Source organism: Tahibacter caeni, from assembly GCF_024609805.1.
Lineage (GTDB): Bacteria > Pseudomonadota > Gammaproteobacteria > Xanthomonadales > Rhodanobacteraceae > Tahibacter > Tahibacter caeni.
In genome coordinates, this window is the sequence record NZ_JANFVR010000016.1 from 1 (window position 1) to 17,630 (window position 17,630).

At 68.8% G+C, this 17,630-nt stretch carries 13 protein-coding genes; 6 read left to right on the forward strand and 7 right to left on the reverse strand.

Annotated elements, in window-relative coordinates:
• A partial coding sequence (locus tag NON22_RS02720; protein ID WP_257385364.1) for a 2OG-Fe(II) oxygenase occupies positions 1 to 509 on the forward strand: 509 nt, incomplete at its 5' end.
• Between the two features lie 361 nt (positions 510 to 870).
• Here the strand turns inward: NON22_RS02720 and NON22_RS02725 are convergent.
• Complete coding sequence (locus tag NON22_RS02725) at positions 871 to 1,902, reverse strand: M35 family metalloendopeptidase (protein ID WP_257385367.1); 1,032 nt, start codon at positions 1,900 to 1,902, stop codon at positions 871 to 873.
• A gap of 339 nt (positions 1,903 to 2,241) precedes the next feature.
• Here NON22_RS02725 and aqpZ point away from each other — a divergent pair, with 339 nt between their 5' ends.
• Complete coding sequence (gene aqpZ / locus NON22_RS02730) at positions 2,242 to 2,940, forward strand: aquaporin Z (protein WP_257385368.1); 699 nt, start codon at positions 2,242 to 2,244, stop codon at positions 2,938 to 2,940.
• Positions 2,941 to 3,436: 496 nt separating this feature from the next.
• Here the strand turns inward: aqpZ and NON22_RS02735 are convergent, their stop codons facing one another.
• From NON22_RS02735 to NON22_RS02745, 3 genes are all read right to left on the reverse strand, one after another.
• Complete coding sequence (locus tag NON22_RS02735; protein WP_257385369.1) at positions 3,437 to 4,423, reverse strand: malate dehydrogenase; 987 nt, start codon at positions 4,421 to 4,423, stop codon at positions 3,437 to 3,439.
• Between the two features lie 72 nt (positions 4,424 to 4,495).
• Entirely contained in the window at positions 4,496 to 4,864 is a 369-nt protein-coding gene (locus NON22_RS02740) for a glutaredoxin family protein (protein WP_257385370.1), read from the reverse strand.
• 7 nt (positions 4,865 to 4,871) lie between these two features.
• Positions 4,872 to 6,068 (reverse strand): pyridoxal phosphate-dependent aminotransferase, encoded by a 1,197-nt coding sequence (locus tag NON22_RS02745; RefSeq protein WP_257385371.1) that lies wholly within the window; start codon positions 6,066 to 6,068, stop codon positions 4,872 to 4,874.
• A 143-nt stretch (positions 6,069 to 6,211) separates the two neighbouring features.
• On the opposite strand from NON22_RS02745, the gene NON22_RS02750 reads away from it, so the two are divergent.
• Positions 6,212 to 6,475, forward strand: a complete 264-nt coding sequence (locus NON22_RS02750) for a GlsB/YeaQ/YmgE family stress response membrane protein (RefSeq protein ID WP_257385372.1) — start codon at positions 6,212 to 6,214, stop codon at positions 6,473 to 6,475.
• Between the two features lie 81 nt (positions 6,476 to 6,556).
• On the opposite strand, the gene NON22_RS02755 is transcribed toward NON22_RS02750, so the two are convergent.
• Positions 6,557 to 7,084, reverse strand: a complete 528-nt coding sequence (locus NON22_RS02755) for a peptidylprolyl isomerase (protein WP_257385373.1) — start codon at positions 7,082 to 7,084, stop codon at positions 6,557 to 6,559.
• Positions 7,085 to 7,592: 508 nt separating this feature from the next.
• Here NON22_RS02755 and NON22_RS02760 point away from each other — a divergent pair.
• The 3 genes from NON22_RS02760 to NON22_RS02770 all read left to right on the forward strand — a co-directional run bounded on the left by NON22_RS02760 (position 7,593) and on the right by NON22_RS02770 (position 12,742).
• Positions 7,593 to 9,791 carry a pilin gene (locus tag NON22_RS02760; RefSeq protein ID WP_257385374.1) on the forward strand — a complete coding sequence of 733 codons (2,199 nt, stop codon included), beginning with the start codon at positions 7,593 to 7,595 and terminating at the stop codon, positions 9,789 to 9,791.
• A gap of 350 nt (positions 9,792 to 10,141) precedes the next feature.
• Entirely contained in the window at positions 10,142 to 11,971 is a 1,830-nt protein-coding gene (typA, locus tag NON22_RS02765; protein WP_257385375.1) for a translational GTPase TypA, read from the forward strand.
• Positions 11,972 to 12,073: 102 nt separating this feature from the next.
• A complete protein-coding gene (locus NON22_RS02770) occupies positions 12,074 to 12,742 on the forward strand; it encodes a class I SAM-dependent methyltransferase (protein ID WP_257385376.1) in 669 nt (222 codons plus the stop codon).
• 146 nt (positions 12,743 to 12,888) lie between these two features.
• On the opposite strand, the gene NON22_RS02775 is transcribed toward NON22_RS02770, so the two are convergent.
• Positions 12,889 to 14,169, reverse strand: coding sequence for an amidohydrolase family protein (locus tag NON22_RS02775; protein ID WP_257385377.1), 1,281 nt, complete (start codon positions 14,167 to 14,169; stop codon positions 12,889 to 12,891).
• Positions 14,169 to 17,312 (reverse strand): amidohydrolase family protein, encoded by a 3,144-nt coding sequence (locus tag NON22_RS02780; RefSeq protein ID WP_257385378.1) that lies wholly within the window; start codon positions 17,310 to 17,312, stop codon positions 14,169 to 14,171. Before NON22_RS02780 ends, NON22_RS02775 begins: the two co-directional genes overlap by 1 nt.
• Positions 17,313 to 17,630: the final 318 nt, after the last annotated feature.

Consider the following 17,630-nt stretch of genomic DNA (forward strand, 5'->3'; position numbering starts at 1 on the left):
CGGCCGACTGCCGCGCGCTGGACCGGTCCGCCGCGCTGACCCCCGCGGCGACCGGCCGCGACAGCGGCCGCCGCCTGTCGTCCTTGCGCGGCGACCGCACGCGCTGGTTCGAGCCCGACGCGCTGAGTCCGCCGCAGGCGGCCTATTGGCAGGCCATGGACGATCTGCGCCGCGGTCTCAACGAACGCCTGCTGCTGGGCCTCGAAACCCTCGAAGCGCACTACGCGCTGTATCCGCCCGGCGCCGGCTATGCGCGCCACCGCGACCGCTTCCGCGACGACGACGCGCGCGTACTGTCCTCGGTCTGTTATCTCAACGCCGATTGGAATGACGGCGACGGCGGCGCGCTGCGCCTGCACCTGGCCGATCGCGTTCACGACGTTGCGCCGCGGGGCGGCACCCTGGCCCTGTTCCTGTCCGCCGAGATCGAGCACGAGGTGCTGCCCGCGGCGCGCGAGCGGCTGAGCATCGCCGGCTGGTTCCGGCGGCGCGAACTCCTGCGCGGGTGATGCGGCGAGGCCCGGTCTTCGGCACCGGCGACTCACCACGAGAGATGAAGGCGACGCAAGACCGCGTGACGGCGCGGCGTGATGGCGGCGTTGCGCTTCGCTGCGTTCGTCGCAAGCCGGCGTGTCGCGCCGTGGACGTTTCGCGCAGGTTCGGAGAGCGCCGCGAAGCGAACCGCAGCGCCGCGGGATCCGCGACCAGTGCTCCTTCCGTCGCGCTTCGGCCGCGGACGATCGAACATCCTCATCCGCGACAGAACACGGCCGCGGAAACCGCGGGAACCGTCGCCGTCGCTGCATCGACCGCGACAAGAAACGGGGCCGGCGAGCCGGCCCCGTTTCCGCAGCGCTCACATGAACCGGCTCAGTTGCGCGCCGGCGTGTTCTCGGAGAAATACTCGTGGCTGTCGGCATTGTCGACCGCGCGCGAGGGATTGCTGACCGCGAGATTGTGCGCCGCGGTCTGGCCGTAGGCCCAGTCGTCGGTGCCGGCCACGACGTTGAAGTGGCTGGTCTCGTGGATGATCGTGCCGGCCTTGGAATCGGTGCCGGTGTTCGGCGCCGACCAGAACGCCTTGCACAGGTAGATCTTGTACGGCTGGGTCGGATAGACGTAGGCGTAGGCGCTGTCGGTGCAGCTGCAGTCGAACGTGAACGGCTGCGAAGTCAGCGCGCTGTAGATGTTGTTGAAGTGCGTGCGCACCGTCGAATAGCGCGAGCTGTTGTAGGCGCCGAACCACCAGGTATAGCGGCTGCCCTGCGTGCCGGCGGCCAGATAGCTCTTGGAGTTGTTCGCGTACGTCGACGCCGAACTGCGCGCCGTGGCGATCTGGTTCTGCCGCGTCGTGGTGCAGCCGACGTAGCTGTTGGTCGCCGCGAAGATGCCGACGCCGCCGCTGGCCTTGTCCTGGCTGTCGAACGCATCGACCGCCGCATCGGCGTAGATCGTCACGCTGTCGCCGGCCGGGCGTTCGAAATCGACGATGCCGCCCTGCACGCCGCCGCGCTTGGCTTCGGCCGCGTCGCGGACGACGTCGCCGGCGCTGCGCGCGTAGCGCACGGTGAATTGGCCGCCCTTGCGCATGTCGTAGTACGCGGTCAGGTCGACCTCGACCGTGAGGTTCTGGCCCGGCGCGAGCTCGATGTAGTCCTTGTCGGTCGGCGCCGGACGCTTGACCAGGCGGCCGACGTAGGCGACCGGCTGGCCGTTCTGCATGACCGCGAACAGATTGTTGTCGACGCCGTCGACCGGCGTCTGCCAGCGCAGCAGCTGCACCGGCGCGTTCGTGGTGTTGCTCACGCTGTAGACGATCTTGCCGCTGCCGAAGTCCTTCTGCGCCGGCTCGCTCAGTCGCAGTTCCAGGCCGGCCGCGCTGGCCGCCGAAATCCCACCCATCCCCAACACAAGCACGGCAAAACCTGCACACAGTTTCTGCATGACGTGTTCCTCGGTGTGATGTAGTCACCGCCCCCCGGCAGTGGGCGCCGCGGACGCGGCACCGCTCGCCAGCGTATGCGCTATTGCGGGCGCCGGCAATGGCCGGCTGCGCTGCAGCGCAACAAGCGACGACCTCGTTCCGAAACAATACAAATTTACTTTCTGTACGCCGACGTCGCGTGCTACGTATGCGCCGGCCCGTCGCGCCTGCCGCGGCGGCGCTCGCTGCGCGGCCCTGGGACGATGCGCCGCCGCGAGTCCGATTCCGGCATCGTCCCTGCGACGGGAGAAACAACGATGAGCATGGCAAAGCGTCTCGGTGCGGAATTTCTCGGCACGTTCTGGCTGGTGCTCGGCGGCTGCGGCAGCGCCGTGCTCGCCGCGGCCGTGCCGACCCTGGGCATAGGCTTCGCCGGCGTGGCGCTGGCCTTCGGCCTGACCGTGTTGACCATGGCCTATGCGGTCGGCCACGTGTCCGGCGGCCACTTCAATCCAGCGGTATCGCTGGGCCTCGTCGTCGGCGGCCGCTTCGCGGCCAAGGATCTGCTCGGCTACGTGATCGCCCAGGTGCTCGGCGGCATCGCCGCCGGCGGCGTGCTGTACCTGATCGCGAGCGGCAAGGCCGGCTTCGACGTCACGGCCGGCTTCGCGTCGAACGGCTACGGCGATCATTCGCCCGGCAGCTATTCACTGCAGGCGGCGCTGGTCTGCGAAGTCGTGCTGACCGCGTTCTTCCTGATCGTGATACTCGGCGCCACCGACGGCCGCGCGCCGGTCGGCTTCGCGCCGATCGCGATCGGCCTGTGCCTGACCCTGATCCATCTGATCAGCATCCCGGTCACGAACACCTCGGTGAACCCGGCGCGCAGCACCGGCGTCGCGCTGTTCGCCGGCGGCTGGGCCGTGCAGCAGCTCTGGCTGTTCTGGCTCGCGCCGCTGGCCGGCGCGACGCTCGGCGGCGTGATCTACAAGGCCGTGCTGGCCAAGAGCGACTGACATACGCCTGGAGCGAGCCCACGCCGCCGACGGGGACCCGGAGCGTGGGCGCTTCGCAACCGACCCTCGGCTGACGCCGGAGAAAATATGGCGCGACTGCGTACGACGCTCCTGGGCGGCCCCTGCCGCCAAGGAGAACGCCATGGCGCTCATGGCGCGATTGCGCGCATCGGCACCACGGCGGCGCAGGACGCCGCCCCGCCCGATGACGCGCCTCCCTGAGCTATCGCAGTCCCGACGCTTCCTGCACCGGTCATGCGCGCGAGCAGAGCAATTCGCGCGTGCCGCTGTGGAACGGCTTGCCGGTACCGGCCGGCAGTGCGCGCGGCGCAGCTGCAATCCCTCCGCGACGGCGTCTGGCTGATCGCGCGCTTCAAGCCGGACACTCTGTTCGGCAGCGGCCTGGTATGAGTCGGCGGGCCGACGGATCCGCATGTCTCGTACAAATAAAAAAGGCGGCATAAGCCGCCTTTTTTATTTAATGCACCTGACTCGGTTACTTCTTCGCGAACAGATGCTCGACGCCGGCGCGCTCTTCGCGCAGTTCCTTGTCGGTCGCATCCATGCGCGCGCGGGAGAACTCGTTGATCGCCAGGCCCTGCACGATCTGGAACTTGCCGTCCTTGCAGGTGCAGGGATAGCCGTAGATCACGCCCGGCGCGATGCCGTAGCTGCCGTCGGACGGAATGCCCATCGAGGCCCAGTCGCCGTCGGCCGTGCCGAGCGCCCAGTTGCGCATGTGGTCGATCGCCGCCGAGGCGGCCGAGGCCGCCGACGACGCGCCGCGCGCCTTGATGATGGCCGCGCCGCGCTGCTGCACGGTCGGGATGAAGGTGCCTTCGTACCAGGCCTGGTCGATCTGCTCCAGCGCCGGCTTGCCCTTGATCGTCGCGTGATGCACGTCGGGGTACTGCGTCGAGCTGTGGTTGCCCCAGATGGTCACCTTCGCGATGTCGGTGTTCAGTGCGCCGGTCTTCTCGGCCAGCTGGCTGATCGCGCGGTTGTGATCCAGGCGCACCATCGCGGTGAAGCAGTTCGGATCCAGGTCCGGCGCATTCTGCTGGGCGATCAGCGCATTCGTGTTGGCCGGGTTGCCGACGACGAGCACCTTGACGTCGCGCTTGGCGTGGTCGTTGATGGCCTTGCCCTGCGGGGCGAAGATCGCGCCGTTGGCTTCGAGCAGGTCCTTGCGCTCCATGCCCGGGCCGCGCGGACGCGCGCCGACGAGCAGCGCGTAGTCGACGTCCTTGAACGCGACGTTGACGTCGTCGGTCGCGACGACGCCGTGCAAGGTCGGGAACGCGCAGTCGTTGAGCTCCATCACGACGCCCTGCAGCGCCGGCAGCGCCGGGGTGATCTCGAGCAGATGCAGGATGACCGGCTGGTCCGGACCGAGCATGTCGCCGGCGGCGATACGGAACAGCAGCGCATAGCCGATCTGGCCGGCGGCACCGGTGACGGCAACTCGAACGGGGGCTTTCATAGTGACTCCTGGCTCTGTGGCGGGCCGTGCCCGCCGGTCGGGGAAACGGGCGGACCCGTTTCCGGGATGGGGTTATTGCAGTTGCACCGCGTGGCCGCGCTCGGCCAGCAGCCGTCCGAGACGCGTCGTGTCGTAGCCGTAGACCACGTCCTGGCCGATGACCGTGACCGGCACGCCGCGGCCGCCGAGCGCGACGAAGGCGTCATAGCCTTCGGCGCCGTCCTCGACGTCGAGCTCGGTGTAGGGAATGCGCGCCTGCTCCAGCGAGGCCTTCAGCCGCTGGCAGTAGCCGCACCAGCTCGCGCCGAGCATGACGATGCCGCTCTCGCCGGTCTGCCGGCGCGGATCGGCGCGGTCGATCTCGCGCTTGGCGTTCCAGACCAGCGCCGCCAGCAGCACGATGCCGCTGGCCGCGAACAACTGGAACGGGCTGATCTTCATCCGGTGATCAACGCAGTTCGGCGAAGAACTCGGCGAAGCGCTTCAGGCCGTCGGCGAGCTGCGCGGTCGGACAGGTGTAGGAGATGCGCAGGCCCCTGGGTTCGCCGAACGCGGAACCCGGCACGCAGGCCACGCCCTTGGCCTGCAGCAGCGCGTTGCAGAAATCCACGTCGCTGTTGATCGGCGTGCCGTCGTGCTGCTTGCCGAACGCGCACGAAATGTCCGGGAACACGTAGAACGCGCCCTGCGGCCGCGGACACTTCACGCCGGGCAGCGCGTCGAGCATGGCCAGCACCTGGTCGCGCTTGGCCTGGAACTCGGCGTTCTTCTGCGTGGGCACGTCCTGCGGACCGGTCAGCGCGGCGACCGCGGCGGCCGAGACCATTTCCGGCACGTTGGTGATGTGATTGGAATTCATCGTGACCATGGCCTGAGCCACGATCTCGGGGCCGGCGACGAAGCCGACGCGCCAGCCCGGCATGCCGTAGGTCTTGGAGATCGAATCGACGTGGATCACGCGGTCGCGCAGCTCGGGGCGCGCGTTGACGAAGTTGTGATAGCCGATGCCGTCGAACACCATGCGGTTATAGATGTCGTCGCAGATGATCCAGACGTCCGGATGCCGGACGAGCACGTCGGCCAGCGCCGCGATCTCGTCCTTGCCGTAGACCATGCCGGTCGGGTTCGACGGATTGTTGAACAGGAACACCTTGACCCCGGGCAGCGCCGCGTCGAGCTGGGCCGGCGTGAGCTTGTAGTTCTGCTCGGCCGGGCACGGCAGCAGACGGGTCTTCGCGTCGACGATCTCGGCGATGTCGACATAGGTGGTCCAGTACGGCACGGCGAAGGCAATGGTGTCGCCCGGATCGAGCAGCGCCTCGGCCAGGTTGTAGAGCACGTGCTTGGCGCCTATGCCGGTCGCGACGTTCTTGCGCGTGTAGCCGGTCAGGCCGGCTTCCTCGAGGTGTTTGAGATACGCATCGAGCAGCGCGTCGGAGCCGCGGTTGGAGCCGTACTGGCCGGAATCCTTGGCGAGCGCCTCGCGCACGGCCGCGTAGACGTGTTCGCCCGGCAGGAAGTTCGGCACGCCGATGGAGAAGCTGATGATGTCGCGGCCCTCCGCCTTGAGCTGCTTCGCCTTCTCGGCGACGGCCATGATGGCGCTGGGCTTGGCGCGTCCCATGCGGGCGGCTAACTTGAGCATGTGCGTTCTCGTGGGTGGGAGGAGGAAAAATCGGCGCGAAATGCTAGCACAGTGCGGTGCAGCATCCGGCCCGACTTTTGGCCATAAGCGCGGCGCGGTAGAGTGCGCGGGCGTCAAAAACCCTGTCCACGGAGGTCGCGCACATGATGTATTGGATTGGCATGTTCATCGCCGGACTCATTATCGGCGTCATCGCAAAGCTGCTGATGCCGGGCAAGGATCCGGGCGGCTTCTTCGTGACCGGCCTGATCGGCGTCGCCGGTATGTTCGTCGGCGGTTTCCTGAGCAGCATGATCTTCGGCACGCCGACGACCGGCTTCCAGCCTTCGGGATACATCGGCGGCATCATCGGCGCGCTGATCCTGCTGGGCCTGTACCGCGTCGCGACCCGGTCGCGCGCGTCGTAGCCACGGCTCCGCCGCGGTCCGGAGCGCCGTTGCGGCGTCCGGACCGCGATGGCCGGCAGCTGGGCGCCGGCCGGCCGCCACTTACTTGGCCTTGAAGCCGGCCGCGTCGAGCTTGGCGTTCCATTCGTCGATGCGCGCCTTCTGCGCGCTCAGCAGCGCCGAGGCGTCGCCTTCGATGCGGATCGAGCCGATCTTGTCGCCGCCGCGGATCGCGTCGACGATCTTCTGGTCGTCGGAGCCGACGACTTCGCCGAACACCGTGTGCTTGCCGTCGAGCCAGTTCGTCGGCACGTGGGTGATGAAGAACTGACTGCCGTTGGTGCCCGGGCCGGCATTGGCCATGGACAGGATGCCGGGCTTGTTGTGCTTGAGGTCCGGGCGGCATTCGTCCTCGAAGCGGTAGCCCGGGCCGCCCATGCCGCTGCCGTGCGGGCAGCCGCCCTGGATCATGAAGTCCGGGATCACGCGGTGGAAATTCAGGTTGTCGTAGTAGCCGCGCTGGGCCAGATTGACGAAGTTCGCGACGGTCACCGGCGCCTTGTCGGCGTGCAGGCGCACGTGGATCGTGCCGCGGCCGGTGGCGATATGGGCGATCAGTTCGTTGCTCATGCGGTTCTCCAGAGTGGGCCGCGCATGATAGCGCCGCCGGCACTGGACAGAATGGCCGGGCGGCCGCAGCGGACCCATCGGTTACCATGCCCTACCGTCGGGAATGCGCCCGCTGCTTCGTCCTATCGGCGAGTCGACGGCCCGGGTTGGCGGTGCCGGTATTCGTCCGGAAGGCGCGGGCATCGCGAAGGGTCAGGACGGCGTTGCCTCGAAAGTGGACAACCTCGAGCCGTATCCCTCGATCCATCCGGAGAAGACTGGGTGTCCTCGTTCGCCGTCCTTCGACGGAGTAGGTGTCTCAACTTCATCGCCGATACACCAGGGTAAAGACGGGGGCCTCGGTTCGTCGTCCTTCGCCGAAAAGTGAGTGTTCTTGACTTGGAAAGTGGGTGTCCCCGATTTGATTCGTCGATTGCGCTGAAAGTGGGTGTCCCCGATTGATTTCCCCGATTGATTCGCCGTCCGGCTGGCAGCCCTCCTCTGTTCCATCACCTCAAGGAAGAACCGCATGTCCCTGATCCGACGCTCCCTGCTCGCCGCCGCCGTCGCCGCCGGCCTGGGCCTGATGGCCGCCTGCAGCAAGGACCCGGCCGGTGCGCCGGCGAAGGTTGCGCTCGATGCGGCGGCGGCCCAGCGCGCCGCCGCGGCGATCGCGAGCCCGGCCTGGCTGCGCGAGCGCCTGCCCGAGCATACGGTGGCCTACCTGCGCATCCCCTCGCCCTGGAGCCTGACGGCCGCGCCGAACGGCCGCGCGCTCGACACGGCCCTGGCCAGCGAAGCGCACACGAAGCTGATCGCCGAGCTGCGCGCCGGCATCGCCAAGGAGCCGCTGCTGCAGAAGGCCGGTCTCGCGCCGGCGCTGGCCTTGCTGCTGGATGACCTCAGCGGCCCGGTCGAGATCGCCGTCGTCGACGGCAGCGACATCGCGAATCCGGCCAGCAACGTGCTGGTCAGCGCGCCGCTGAAGTTCGCCGACGTGGCCGGGCTGAACGCGCGCCTGGCCGAACTCCGGCTGCCGACGCCGGTCGCGCCGCTGGACGCCGACGGCAAGGGCAAGGTGTCGAGCAACGGCCATCTGCGCTTCGATCCGGCCACGCGGCGGCTCTACGGCCTGTTCGGCATGGCCGCCTCGGCGCCGGCGCTGGACCTGCTGCTGCAGCAGACCGCGCAGACGCGGCCGCACGCGATGCGCGCGAGCGAGAAGGACATCGACGCCTCGGGCCAGGGCCTGTTCTATTGGATGAGCCTCAAGGGCGTGACCGGCATGGCTTCGGCTCAGTTGCCGGCGGCCAGGCCCGGCACCGCCGTCCGCGATTTCCTCGACAAGGGCCAGAGCATCGCCGGCGGCTGGGGCACGGTCGACGGCCGCGGCAAGCTGCGCATCCAGTACGCCGCGCCCGAAGCGCGCCTGCTGTCGTATTTCGCGCCGCGCGATTTCAAGGCCGCCGTCCGAACCGCCGGCCGGCCCGAGTGGGCCGTGACCATCGCCCTGCCGACCGCGGCGCAGATCGCCGAGATCGAAACGCATCTCGACGCGGATTTCGGCGCCGGCACGCAGGCTGCGTACAAGCAGGCGCGCGACAAGTTCGCGGCCGAATTCGGCCTGGACCCGATGGAGCTGATCGGCCTGCTCGGCGGCAATCTCGTCGCGTTCGAGGACGAAGCCGGCATGTATTCGGCGCTGCAGGTCGCCGACCGCAAGGCGCTCTATGCGAAGCTCGACGAGTTCGCGGCCAAGCTCCATTGGACCCACGAGACGATCAGGGCCGGCGGCGCGACCGTGCATCACCTGTATGCGCCCAACAGTCAGCTCGCGGCCAAGGCCGGGGCCGACGGCCGCTCGGCGCTGGACGCCTGGTTGGAGATCTATGCGCGGGTCGGCAGCCACGTCTACTGGATGGAAGACGGCGACTATCTGATCTTCGCCGACCTGCCCCAGGCCCTGGCCGACCGCGCCGGGGCCAAGCTCGACACCGACCTCGGCGACTGGCTGCGGCATAACCAGTCCTACGATCCGAATGCGACCCTGCTCGGCATCACCGGCAAGACGCGGCATGCGCAGCGCAAGATCTACTACGCATATCTCGCCGGCCTGCAGAGCGCGGCCGACGCGCTGGGCCAGAAGATCGACCTGGTTTCGCTGCCGAGCGCCGCGCAGCTCGATCTGCCGGTCGAAGGCGCCGTCGGTCTGACCGTGGACGCGACCAGGGATCGCATCGGCCTGAGCCTGAGCTACGAGCAGAGCCCGGCCGAAGTCCTGTTCGGCGGCGGCGGCTTCGCCGCGGTCGCGACCGCGGGCATCCTGGCCGCCGTCGCCGTGCCGGCCTACGAGGACTACACGGCGCGCACGCAGGTCAACGACGTCGTCAACGACGCCTCCGCCTACAAGACCGCGATCGCCGAGCATTACGAGACCACCGGCGAGCTGCCGGCCGGCGACGACGAGCTCGACGTCGAATTCGGTGAGGCGCAGAAATACCTGACGGGCTACTACGTCGACGACGGCGCGCTGGTGCTGCAGTTCGGCGACCAGGCCAAGAAGTCCCTGGCCGACACGACGCTCGTGCTCAAGCCCTATGCACTGAACGGCGGCATGGTCTGGCAATGCGGCGACGGCCCGATCGACGCCGGCGCGGAGGCGATCAGCAGCTCCGAAGAAACCACGACGACGCCGGCGAAGCTGCTGCCGCAGGGCTGCAAGCCCTGACCGGAGCTCGCGACTGCTGGATTCGGGAATGAACGAGCCATTCCCGCCCCGCGCGCGGGGCGGGATGACGAAGAAGCCCCTGACCCGCCGTCCAGGCCGGACCCGATTCCCGGCCGGCCGGACCGCAGCCTTCTGATACCGCCGGCCGCACAGCGAACTACCGGTCGGCAGAACCCGGGTACAGGACGTCACGGACCGTACAGGCAGCGAGCCCTGCCGCCCAGTCCGGCTGCCCGGCTCCCTCCGTTGCAACAGCCTGTTGCGCCGCCGCAAACCGGCGCGAACCCAGGTATAATCGCCGCTCTCTTTCCAAACCTGAGTCCCTCCGGTCTCCCGGCGGGCGCATCGCCATGTCCATCGAAAAGCTGCGCAACATCGCCATCGTCGCCCACGTCGACCATGGCAAGACCACCCTCGTCGACCAGCTGCTGAAGCAATCGGGCACGCTGAACGAGCGCGCCGTGGTCCCGGACCGCGTCATGGACAGCAACGACCTGGAAAAGGAACGCGGCATCACGATTCTCGCGAAGAACACCGCGATCCGCTGGAACGACTACCGCATCAACATCGTCGACACCCCGGGCCATGCGGACTTCGGCGGCGAAGTCGAGCGCGTGCTGTCGATGGTCGACTCGGTGCTCGTGCTCGTCGACGCATTCGACGGCCCGATGCCGCAGACGCGCTTCGTCACGCAGAAGGCATTCCAGATGGGCTTCAAGCCCATCGTCGTCATCAACAAGGTCGACCGCCCGGGTGCGCGTCCGGACTGGGTGCTCAACGCGACCTTCGATCTGTTCGACCGCCTCGGCGCGACCGACGAGCAGCTCGACTTCCCGGTGGTCTACGCCTCGGGCCTGCAGGGCTACGCCGGTCTCGACGACTCGGTGCGCGAAGGCAACATGGATCCGCTGTTCCAGGCCATCGTCGACAAGGTGCCGGTGCCGCAGGTCGATCCGGACGGCCCGTTCCAGATGCGCGTGAGCCAGCTCGACTACAACTCCTACGTCGGCATCATCGGCATCGGCCGCGTGCAGCGCGGCAAGATCAAGACGAACCAGAACGTCGTCGTCGTCGACCGCGACGGCAAGAAGAAGCAGGGCCGCGTGCTGCAGGTACTCGGATTCATGGGCCTGGAGCGCCATGAAGTGCCCGAAGCGCAGGCCGGCGACATCATCGCGATCAGCGGCATCGAAGGCCTCGGCATTTCCGACACGATCTGCTCGCCCGACGCGGTCGAGGCGCTGCCGGCGCTGACCGTCGACGAACCGACGATCAGCATGACCTTCCAGGTCAACAACTCGCCGTTCGCCGGCAAGAAGGAACATTCCGGCGGCAAGTTCCTGACCTCGCGCCAGCTGCGCGACCGCCTGCACCGCGAGCTGCTGCACAACGTCGCGCTGAAGGTCGAGGACACGGCCGAAGCCGAGAAATTCAAGGTCTCGGGCCGCGGCGAGCTGCACCTGTCGATCCTGATCGAGACCATGCGCCGCGAAGGCTACGAGCTGGCCGTGTCGCGTCCGGAAGTCATCGTCAAGGAAATCGACGGCCAGATGATGGAGCCGTACGAACAGCTCGTCGTCGACCTCGAAGAGCCCTACCAGGGCGGCGTCATGCAGCGCCTCGGCGAGCGCAAGGCGCAGCTCAAGAACATCGAACCGGACGGCCGCGGCCGCGTGCGCATGGAATACCTGATTCCGGCGCGCGGCCTGATCGGTTTCCAGACCGAGTTCCGCACGATCACCGCGGGCACCGGCCTGCTGTTCCACGTGTTCGACCACTACGGTCCGAAGGCCGAGGGCGCGATCGCCGCGCGCCAGAACGGCGTGATGATTTCCAACGGCACGGGCCCGTCGCCGGCCTACGCGCAGTTCGCGATGCAGGAGCGCGGCCGCCTGCTGATCGAAGCCGGCGAAGAAGTCTACGAAGGCCAGCTCGTCGGCATTCACGCCAAGGACAACGACCTGACCGTCAACGCGCTGCGCGCCAAGCAGCTGACCAACTTCCGCGCCGCCGGCAAGGACGATGCGCTGAACCTGACGCCGCCGATCAAGATGTCGCTGGAACAGGCGCTGGAATTCATCGAGGACGACGAGCTCGTCGAGGTCACGCCGCTGGCGATCCGCCTGCGCAAGAAGCACCTGACCGAGAACGACCGCAAGAAGCACTCGCGCGCGGCCTGAGCCTGAACGTGGCGAGGCGCTCGCGCGCGTCTCGGATGATCGATCGAACGGCGGCCCCGCAGGCCGCTGTTTCGTTTGTGGACTGCGCGAACGGAGTGCGCCGTGCGGGACGACGAAGCGGCCCGCTACGGCGACGGCTGCGCCGATTTCTACGATGCGATCTACGCGCGGCCGCCGCAGGCCGCCCTCGCCCGCCTATACGCGCTGGCCGCCGGCCGGCGTGTGCTCGAAGCGGGCATAGGCACGGGCCGCTATGCGCTGCCGTTGGCCGCCGCCGGACTGCCGGTGCACGGCATCGACGCGTCGCCGGCGATGCTCGCGGCCCTCGCCGCCAAGCCCGGCGGTGCGGCGATTCCGGTCACGCTCGGCGATTTCGCGGCGATCTCCGCCCCGGGCCGCTTCGGCCTCGTCATCTGCCTCGCCGACACTTTGTCGCTGCTGGCCGATGCCGCGTCCCAGGCCCGCGCGCTCGCGCGCTTCGCCGCGGCGCTGCAGGCCGGCGGCCTCGTGCTGATCGAGACCCAGTCCGGCCCGGCAGCGGAATCCACGAATACACGAATCGACATTGCACTGGATACACCGGCCGGACCACGGCGCTATGCCGTACAGCGCTGCGGCGTGAGCGTCGCCGCGCTCGACGCCTGGGCCACGGCTGCCGGCCTGTCGTTGCACGAACGCCGGCGCGACTGGCATGGCGCTCCATGGCGCGGCGAAGCCGGCAGCGTGTTCTCGCTGTACCGGCAGAGCGACGCCGATCGCCGGTTGCGCTGAACCCGCCGGGGCGAACTGCAAACATCGAAGCTTCCGCTCTCCGCGAACCGTGCCGGAACGAACGGCGCGTTCCCGCGCCGTTCGTTCCGGTCACTGCTGCGTAAGCCTGACGACCTCGATGTCGCGGCCCGCCGACGGCCCGGCGTCTATTTCTTGGCCTTGCCCTCGTACTTGCCGCGGTATTTCTCATAGAGCCGCGTCTGCCGGTTCGACAGGTCGATCTCGTGGCCTTGCACCCAGGCGCGATCGACCTTCGTGAAGTTTTCCAGCGCATCGCCGTCGGCGACGAACAGGGTCGCTTCCTTGCCCACATCGAGCGAACCGAGACGATCGGCAACACCGAGGATTTCCGCCGGCGTCAAGGTGATCGCGCGCAGCGCCGCGTCGCGGTCGAGGCCGAACGCCGCGTAGTTCGCGGCCTGGTACGGCAGGTTGCGCTCGCCCGACGAGCCCGAGTCGTTCGCGATCGCGAACTGCACGCCGGCCGCAGCGAGCTTGCCGGCGGCGGAGTAGATCGTGTCGTAGGACTCCCAGCGGCGCAGCGGCAGGTTGTGCGCCGAACCGAGGATCAGCGGTACCTCGCGCGCCTTCAAGGTCGCCGCGAAGCGCCAGGCGTCGACGCCGCCGACGAGGACGAGCTTGACGTTCTCGCGCGCCGCGAAGGCCAGCGCCTCGCGGATCTGCACGGCGTCGTCGGCATGCACGAACAGCGGCTGGCGGCGTTCGAGCACCGGCAGCATGGCTTCCCAGCGCAGATCGGTGGTGCCGCCGTGCGACTTCTGCCGCGCCGCACGGTAGGCGCGCGCGTCGCGGAACGCCGCGTCGATCGCGCCGAGTTTCTTCTTCAGCGCCTCGGCGGCCTTTTCCTGCGCCTGTGCCGGCAGCCAGGCCGGCATGCGCGCGGTGGGCCAGAACAGATGCACGCCGACCGGATCGACGAGGCGCATCTGCTCCCAGGTCCAGCCGTCGGGCTTGATCAGCGCGGACTGGCCGGTCAGCAGGCCGCCGTCGCCCGCCCGCGGCACGACGTGAATGGTCAATATGCCGTTCGCACGGGCCACGGCCAACTGCTCGCTGTCCGCGTCGATCGCGACGAGCGCGCGCGCGTTCGGATTGATCTCGCCGGCTTCGGCGAAATCCAGGGTCGCGCGCACCGCGTCGATCTCGCTGAGGCCGAGCAGACTGTCGGCCGCGACGAAGCCCGGATAGACGTGCTTGCCGGTCAGGTCGATGCGACTAGCGCCGGCCGGCGCGTCCACGCGCGCGCCGAGCGCCGCGATGCGGCCGTCGCGGATCAGCACTTCGCCGCGTTCGATGACGCCGTGGCTGACCGTATGCAGGTCGGCGCCGCTGAGCACGATCTCGTCGGCCGCCGCGACGGCGCCGGCGAACAGTGCCGCAAAGACAACAAAGGAAAAACGCTTCATCAGTGCGCCTCCTGCGCCGAGCAGGTATTGACCGGCTCGCTGTCGTGATAGGGTCCGCGCAGATTCGCGTAGTGGACCAGGTCGAGTTCGGCCGGCGTCTCGGCGGATTTGTCCGGCTCCTTCCTGTCGGCGTCCTTCCTGTCTTTCTTGGCCAGCGCCTTGACGCGCTCGGGCAGCGCCTTGGCGATCAGGCGTTCGCGTTCGGCCTGGATGCGCGCGCGCTCGGCCTGGTCGTCGTTGCGGTCGAAATATTTGCGCCCGTCTATCCACGTCTGCTCGACGCGCGCGAACGACGACAGCGGACTGGCGTTCCAGAGCACGAAGTCGGCGTCCTTGCCGGGCTCCAGCGAGCCGACGCGGTCGGCGACGCGCAACTGCTTGGCGGGATTCAGGGTGACGAGATTCAGCGCGTCGGTTTCGGACAGGCCGCCGTACTTGATGGCCTTGGCCGCTTCGGTGTTCAGATGCCGCACGAGCTCGTCGGAGTCGGAGTTGAAGCTCGCGACGACGCCCTGGGACTGTAGCAGCGCGCCGTTGTACGGAATCGCGTCGGCCACTTCCATCTTGTAGGCCCACCAGTCGCTGAAACCCGAAGCGCCGGCGCCGAGCTGGGCCAGCACGTCGGCGACCTTGTAGCCTTCGAGGATGTGCTGGAACACCGGCACGATCTTGAACTGCTGGGCGAGCCGCGCGAACGCGAGAATTTCGTCCTGGCGGTAGCTGTGGATGTGCACGATGCGCTTGCCGGCGAGCACTTCGGCCAGCGCTTCGAGACGCAGGTCGCGGCGCTGCGGCGCGGCGCCCTTGCGCGGCTTGGCCAGCGCTGCGGCGTATTCCTGCGCGGCGACCAGGCTGTCGTGGTCGATCTGCTCCACGCCCATGCGCGTCTGCGGATAGCGCCGGTTGAACTGCGGCCCCCAGTTGGCCTGCTTGACGTTCTCGCCGAGCGCGAACTTGATCGTCGCCGGCGCCGCGCCGAAACGCAGGCCGTCGGCGTCGGCGCCCCAGCGCAGCTTGATGACCTGCCCCTGTCCGCCGATCGGATTGGCCGAGCCGTGCAGCAGCTGCGCGCTCGTGACGCCGCCGGCCAAGGCGCGATAGACGCTCATGTCGGTCGGGTCGACGACGTCGCCGACGCGTACTTCGCTGGTCACCGCGTGCGTGCCTTCGTTGACGCCCTTGGCGACGGCCATGTGCGAATGCGTGTCGATGATGCCGGGGCTGATGTGCTTGCCGCGCGCGTCGATCTCGATCGCGCCGGCCGGGGCCTTGAGGTTGAGGCCGACCGCGACGATGCGGCCGTCGGCGATCGCGACGTCGCCATCGTCGAGCCGGCCCTGGGCCGACTGCGTCCAGACCGTCGCATGGCGCAGCACGGCCTTCTGCGCCACGGGCAGCTGCGCGCGGCCGAACTCGCCGGCCGGAAAGCGCACCGGCGCCGGCGCGGCCGGGCTGGAGGGAGCCGCAGCGGCGGTGCGTGCGCGCGTCGCGCTCTGCGTCGCGCTGACGCGGAACTCGCGCTCGCCGTCGGCCAGGCCGCGGCCTTCGGCGCCGGCCGCACCAAGCTCGAGGCTCAGCGCGACGCGTTCGCCGGGCAGGCCCAGCAGGGAACCCGGCGGATACAGGGTCAGCGTGCGGCCGGCATAGCTTGCCGGAAAACTCACGGCGCCGACCTTGACCGTGAGATCGCCGAGCTCGCCACTCACGTCCAGCGTTCCCGGTCCGTCCACCCCGCTCCAGCGCAGCTGCCAGCTGCCGCGCGGATCCGGCGCGGCGCTGTCGTGCAGCACGTAGCGCTGGCCGTCGATCCAGGATTCGTAGATGCGCGCCTTGTCGGAGCGGAACAGGTCCGCGTCCGCGACGACGAGCTGCGCGGCCTTGCCCGGCTCGAGGCTGCCGAGCTGCGACGCCACGCCGAGCATGCTCGCCGGCTGCACGGTCAGCGCGGCGAGCGCGTACTGTTCGTCGAGACCGCTGGCGACGGCCTTGCGCAGCTGCGACCAGAACTGTTCTTCGGGCTTCTTGAGTCCGGACGCCGTCAGCGCGAACGGAATGCCGGCTTCGGCGAGGCGGCGCGGATTGAACGGCGCGGCTTCCCAGTGCTCCAGATCCGACAGCGCCACGTCGAGCGCGCGCTCGGGGTCTTCGACGGCCGGCGCCTCGACCAGCGGCAGCGGCGCGATGACCGGCACGGCCGCCGCCTTGAGGCGTTCGAGGTCGCGGTATTCGCGGCCGTTGCCCTCGATCACGAGCTTGAGCTTGAACTCGCTGGCGACCGCAAGCACGCGCGCGTAATCGAGCTCGTCGCCGGCGGCGAAGATGACCGGCTGGCGCGCGGCCAGACTGTCCTGCAGCGCATCGAGCGCGAGATTGGCTTCCTGGCGCTGCGCATTCGCGTTCCTGGCGGACCAGGCCTGGTAGTCGCGCTGCCAGCCGGCGTCGTACCAGGTCTGCCGGATCAGCGCGATGGAGCCCATCAGCGAAGCCGGATATTCGGCCGCCGGATAGCGGCTGAACTCGAGCGCGAGATGCTGGGCCACGCGCGGCTTGAGCAGCACGTCGTTGAGTCGCGTGGAATCGCCGAGCGTCACGAGGGCGCTCTGGCCGCGGAAGATGCCCTTGTCCGGCGCGCTGAGTACGCTCGTGAAGCCGAGCTTGCGCAGCGCTTCGGCCTTCTTCGGATCGGGTTGCAACTGCTGCGCGAGATCGCGCTCGGGCCGCACCTTGTTGTTCCAGTGCCGCGAACCCTGCTGCGGCACTGGCGTGTACGGCTGCGCGACGGCCGGCGGCGCATTGGCCGGCGTAGCCGCCTCGGCGGGCTGCGCGTAGGTGCTGTCGGCATCGATGAAGCCGGCGAAGACGGTCTTGCCGCCGAGGTCGACGACGAGCGCGTCGCCGGGCGGCGTCGACGCCGCGCCGACCGAGACGATGCGGCCGTCGCGCATGACCAGCATGCCGTCGTCGATGACGTGACCCGGCCGGGTGACCAGCCGCGCGTGGGTCAGCGCGATGTGTCCCGGCGTCTTGTCGCGCAATCCCTCGACCGGATCGATGCCGGGCAACTGCACCGTCGCGGCCCAGCCGGCCGCGCTAGTCGCCAGCGCCGCGAGCGCGGTCCAGGTACTCCACCGTCGTGTCGCCATGCCTGTTCATCCCCATGCCAGCCGGCAAAAGCTCAGCATAGCGAGCCGGCGCCGGGACACACAGGACGAAAGTCATGCTCTGGACCGAGGTCGCGGGTTCACGGACGTATCGACGGGGACGCGGCGACGACCGCGGCTGCGACGCTCGGGATCGCCCCGGCAACGCCAGGTTGCGTCGCGCGGCGGCGGAGCCACCGACGAAGCGCGCATGCCGCAGGCCTGCAGCGGGGATCGTCGTTGACAGAAATGACCCGCGAGCGCGCGACGAAAGGAACGGCGGGAACGACGGGCCGGCCGGCACCTGCGAGACCTTGCCGG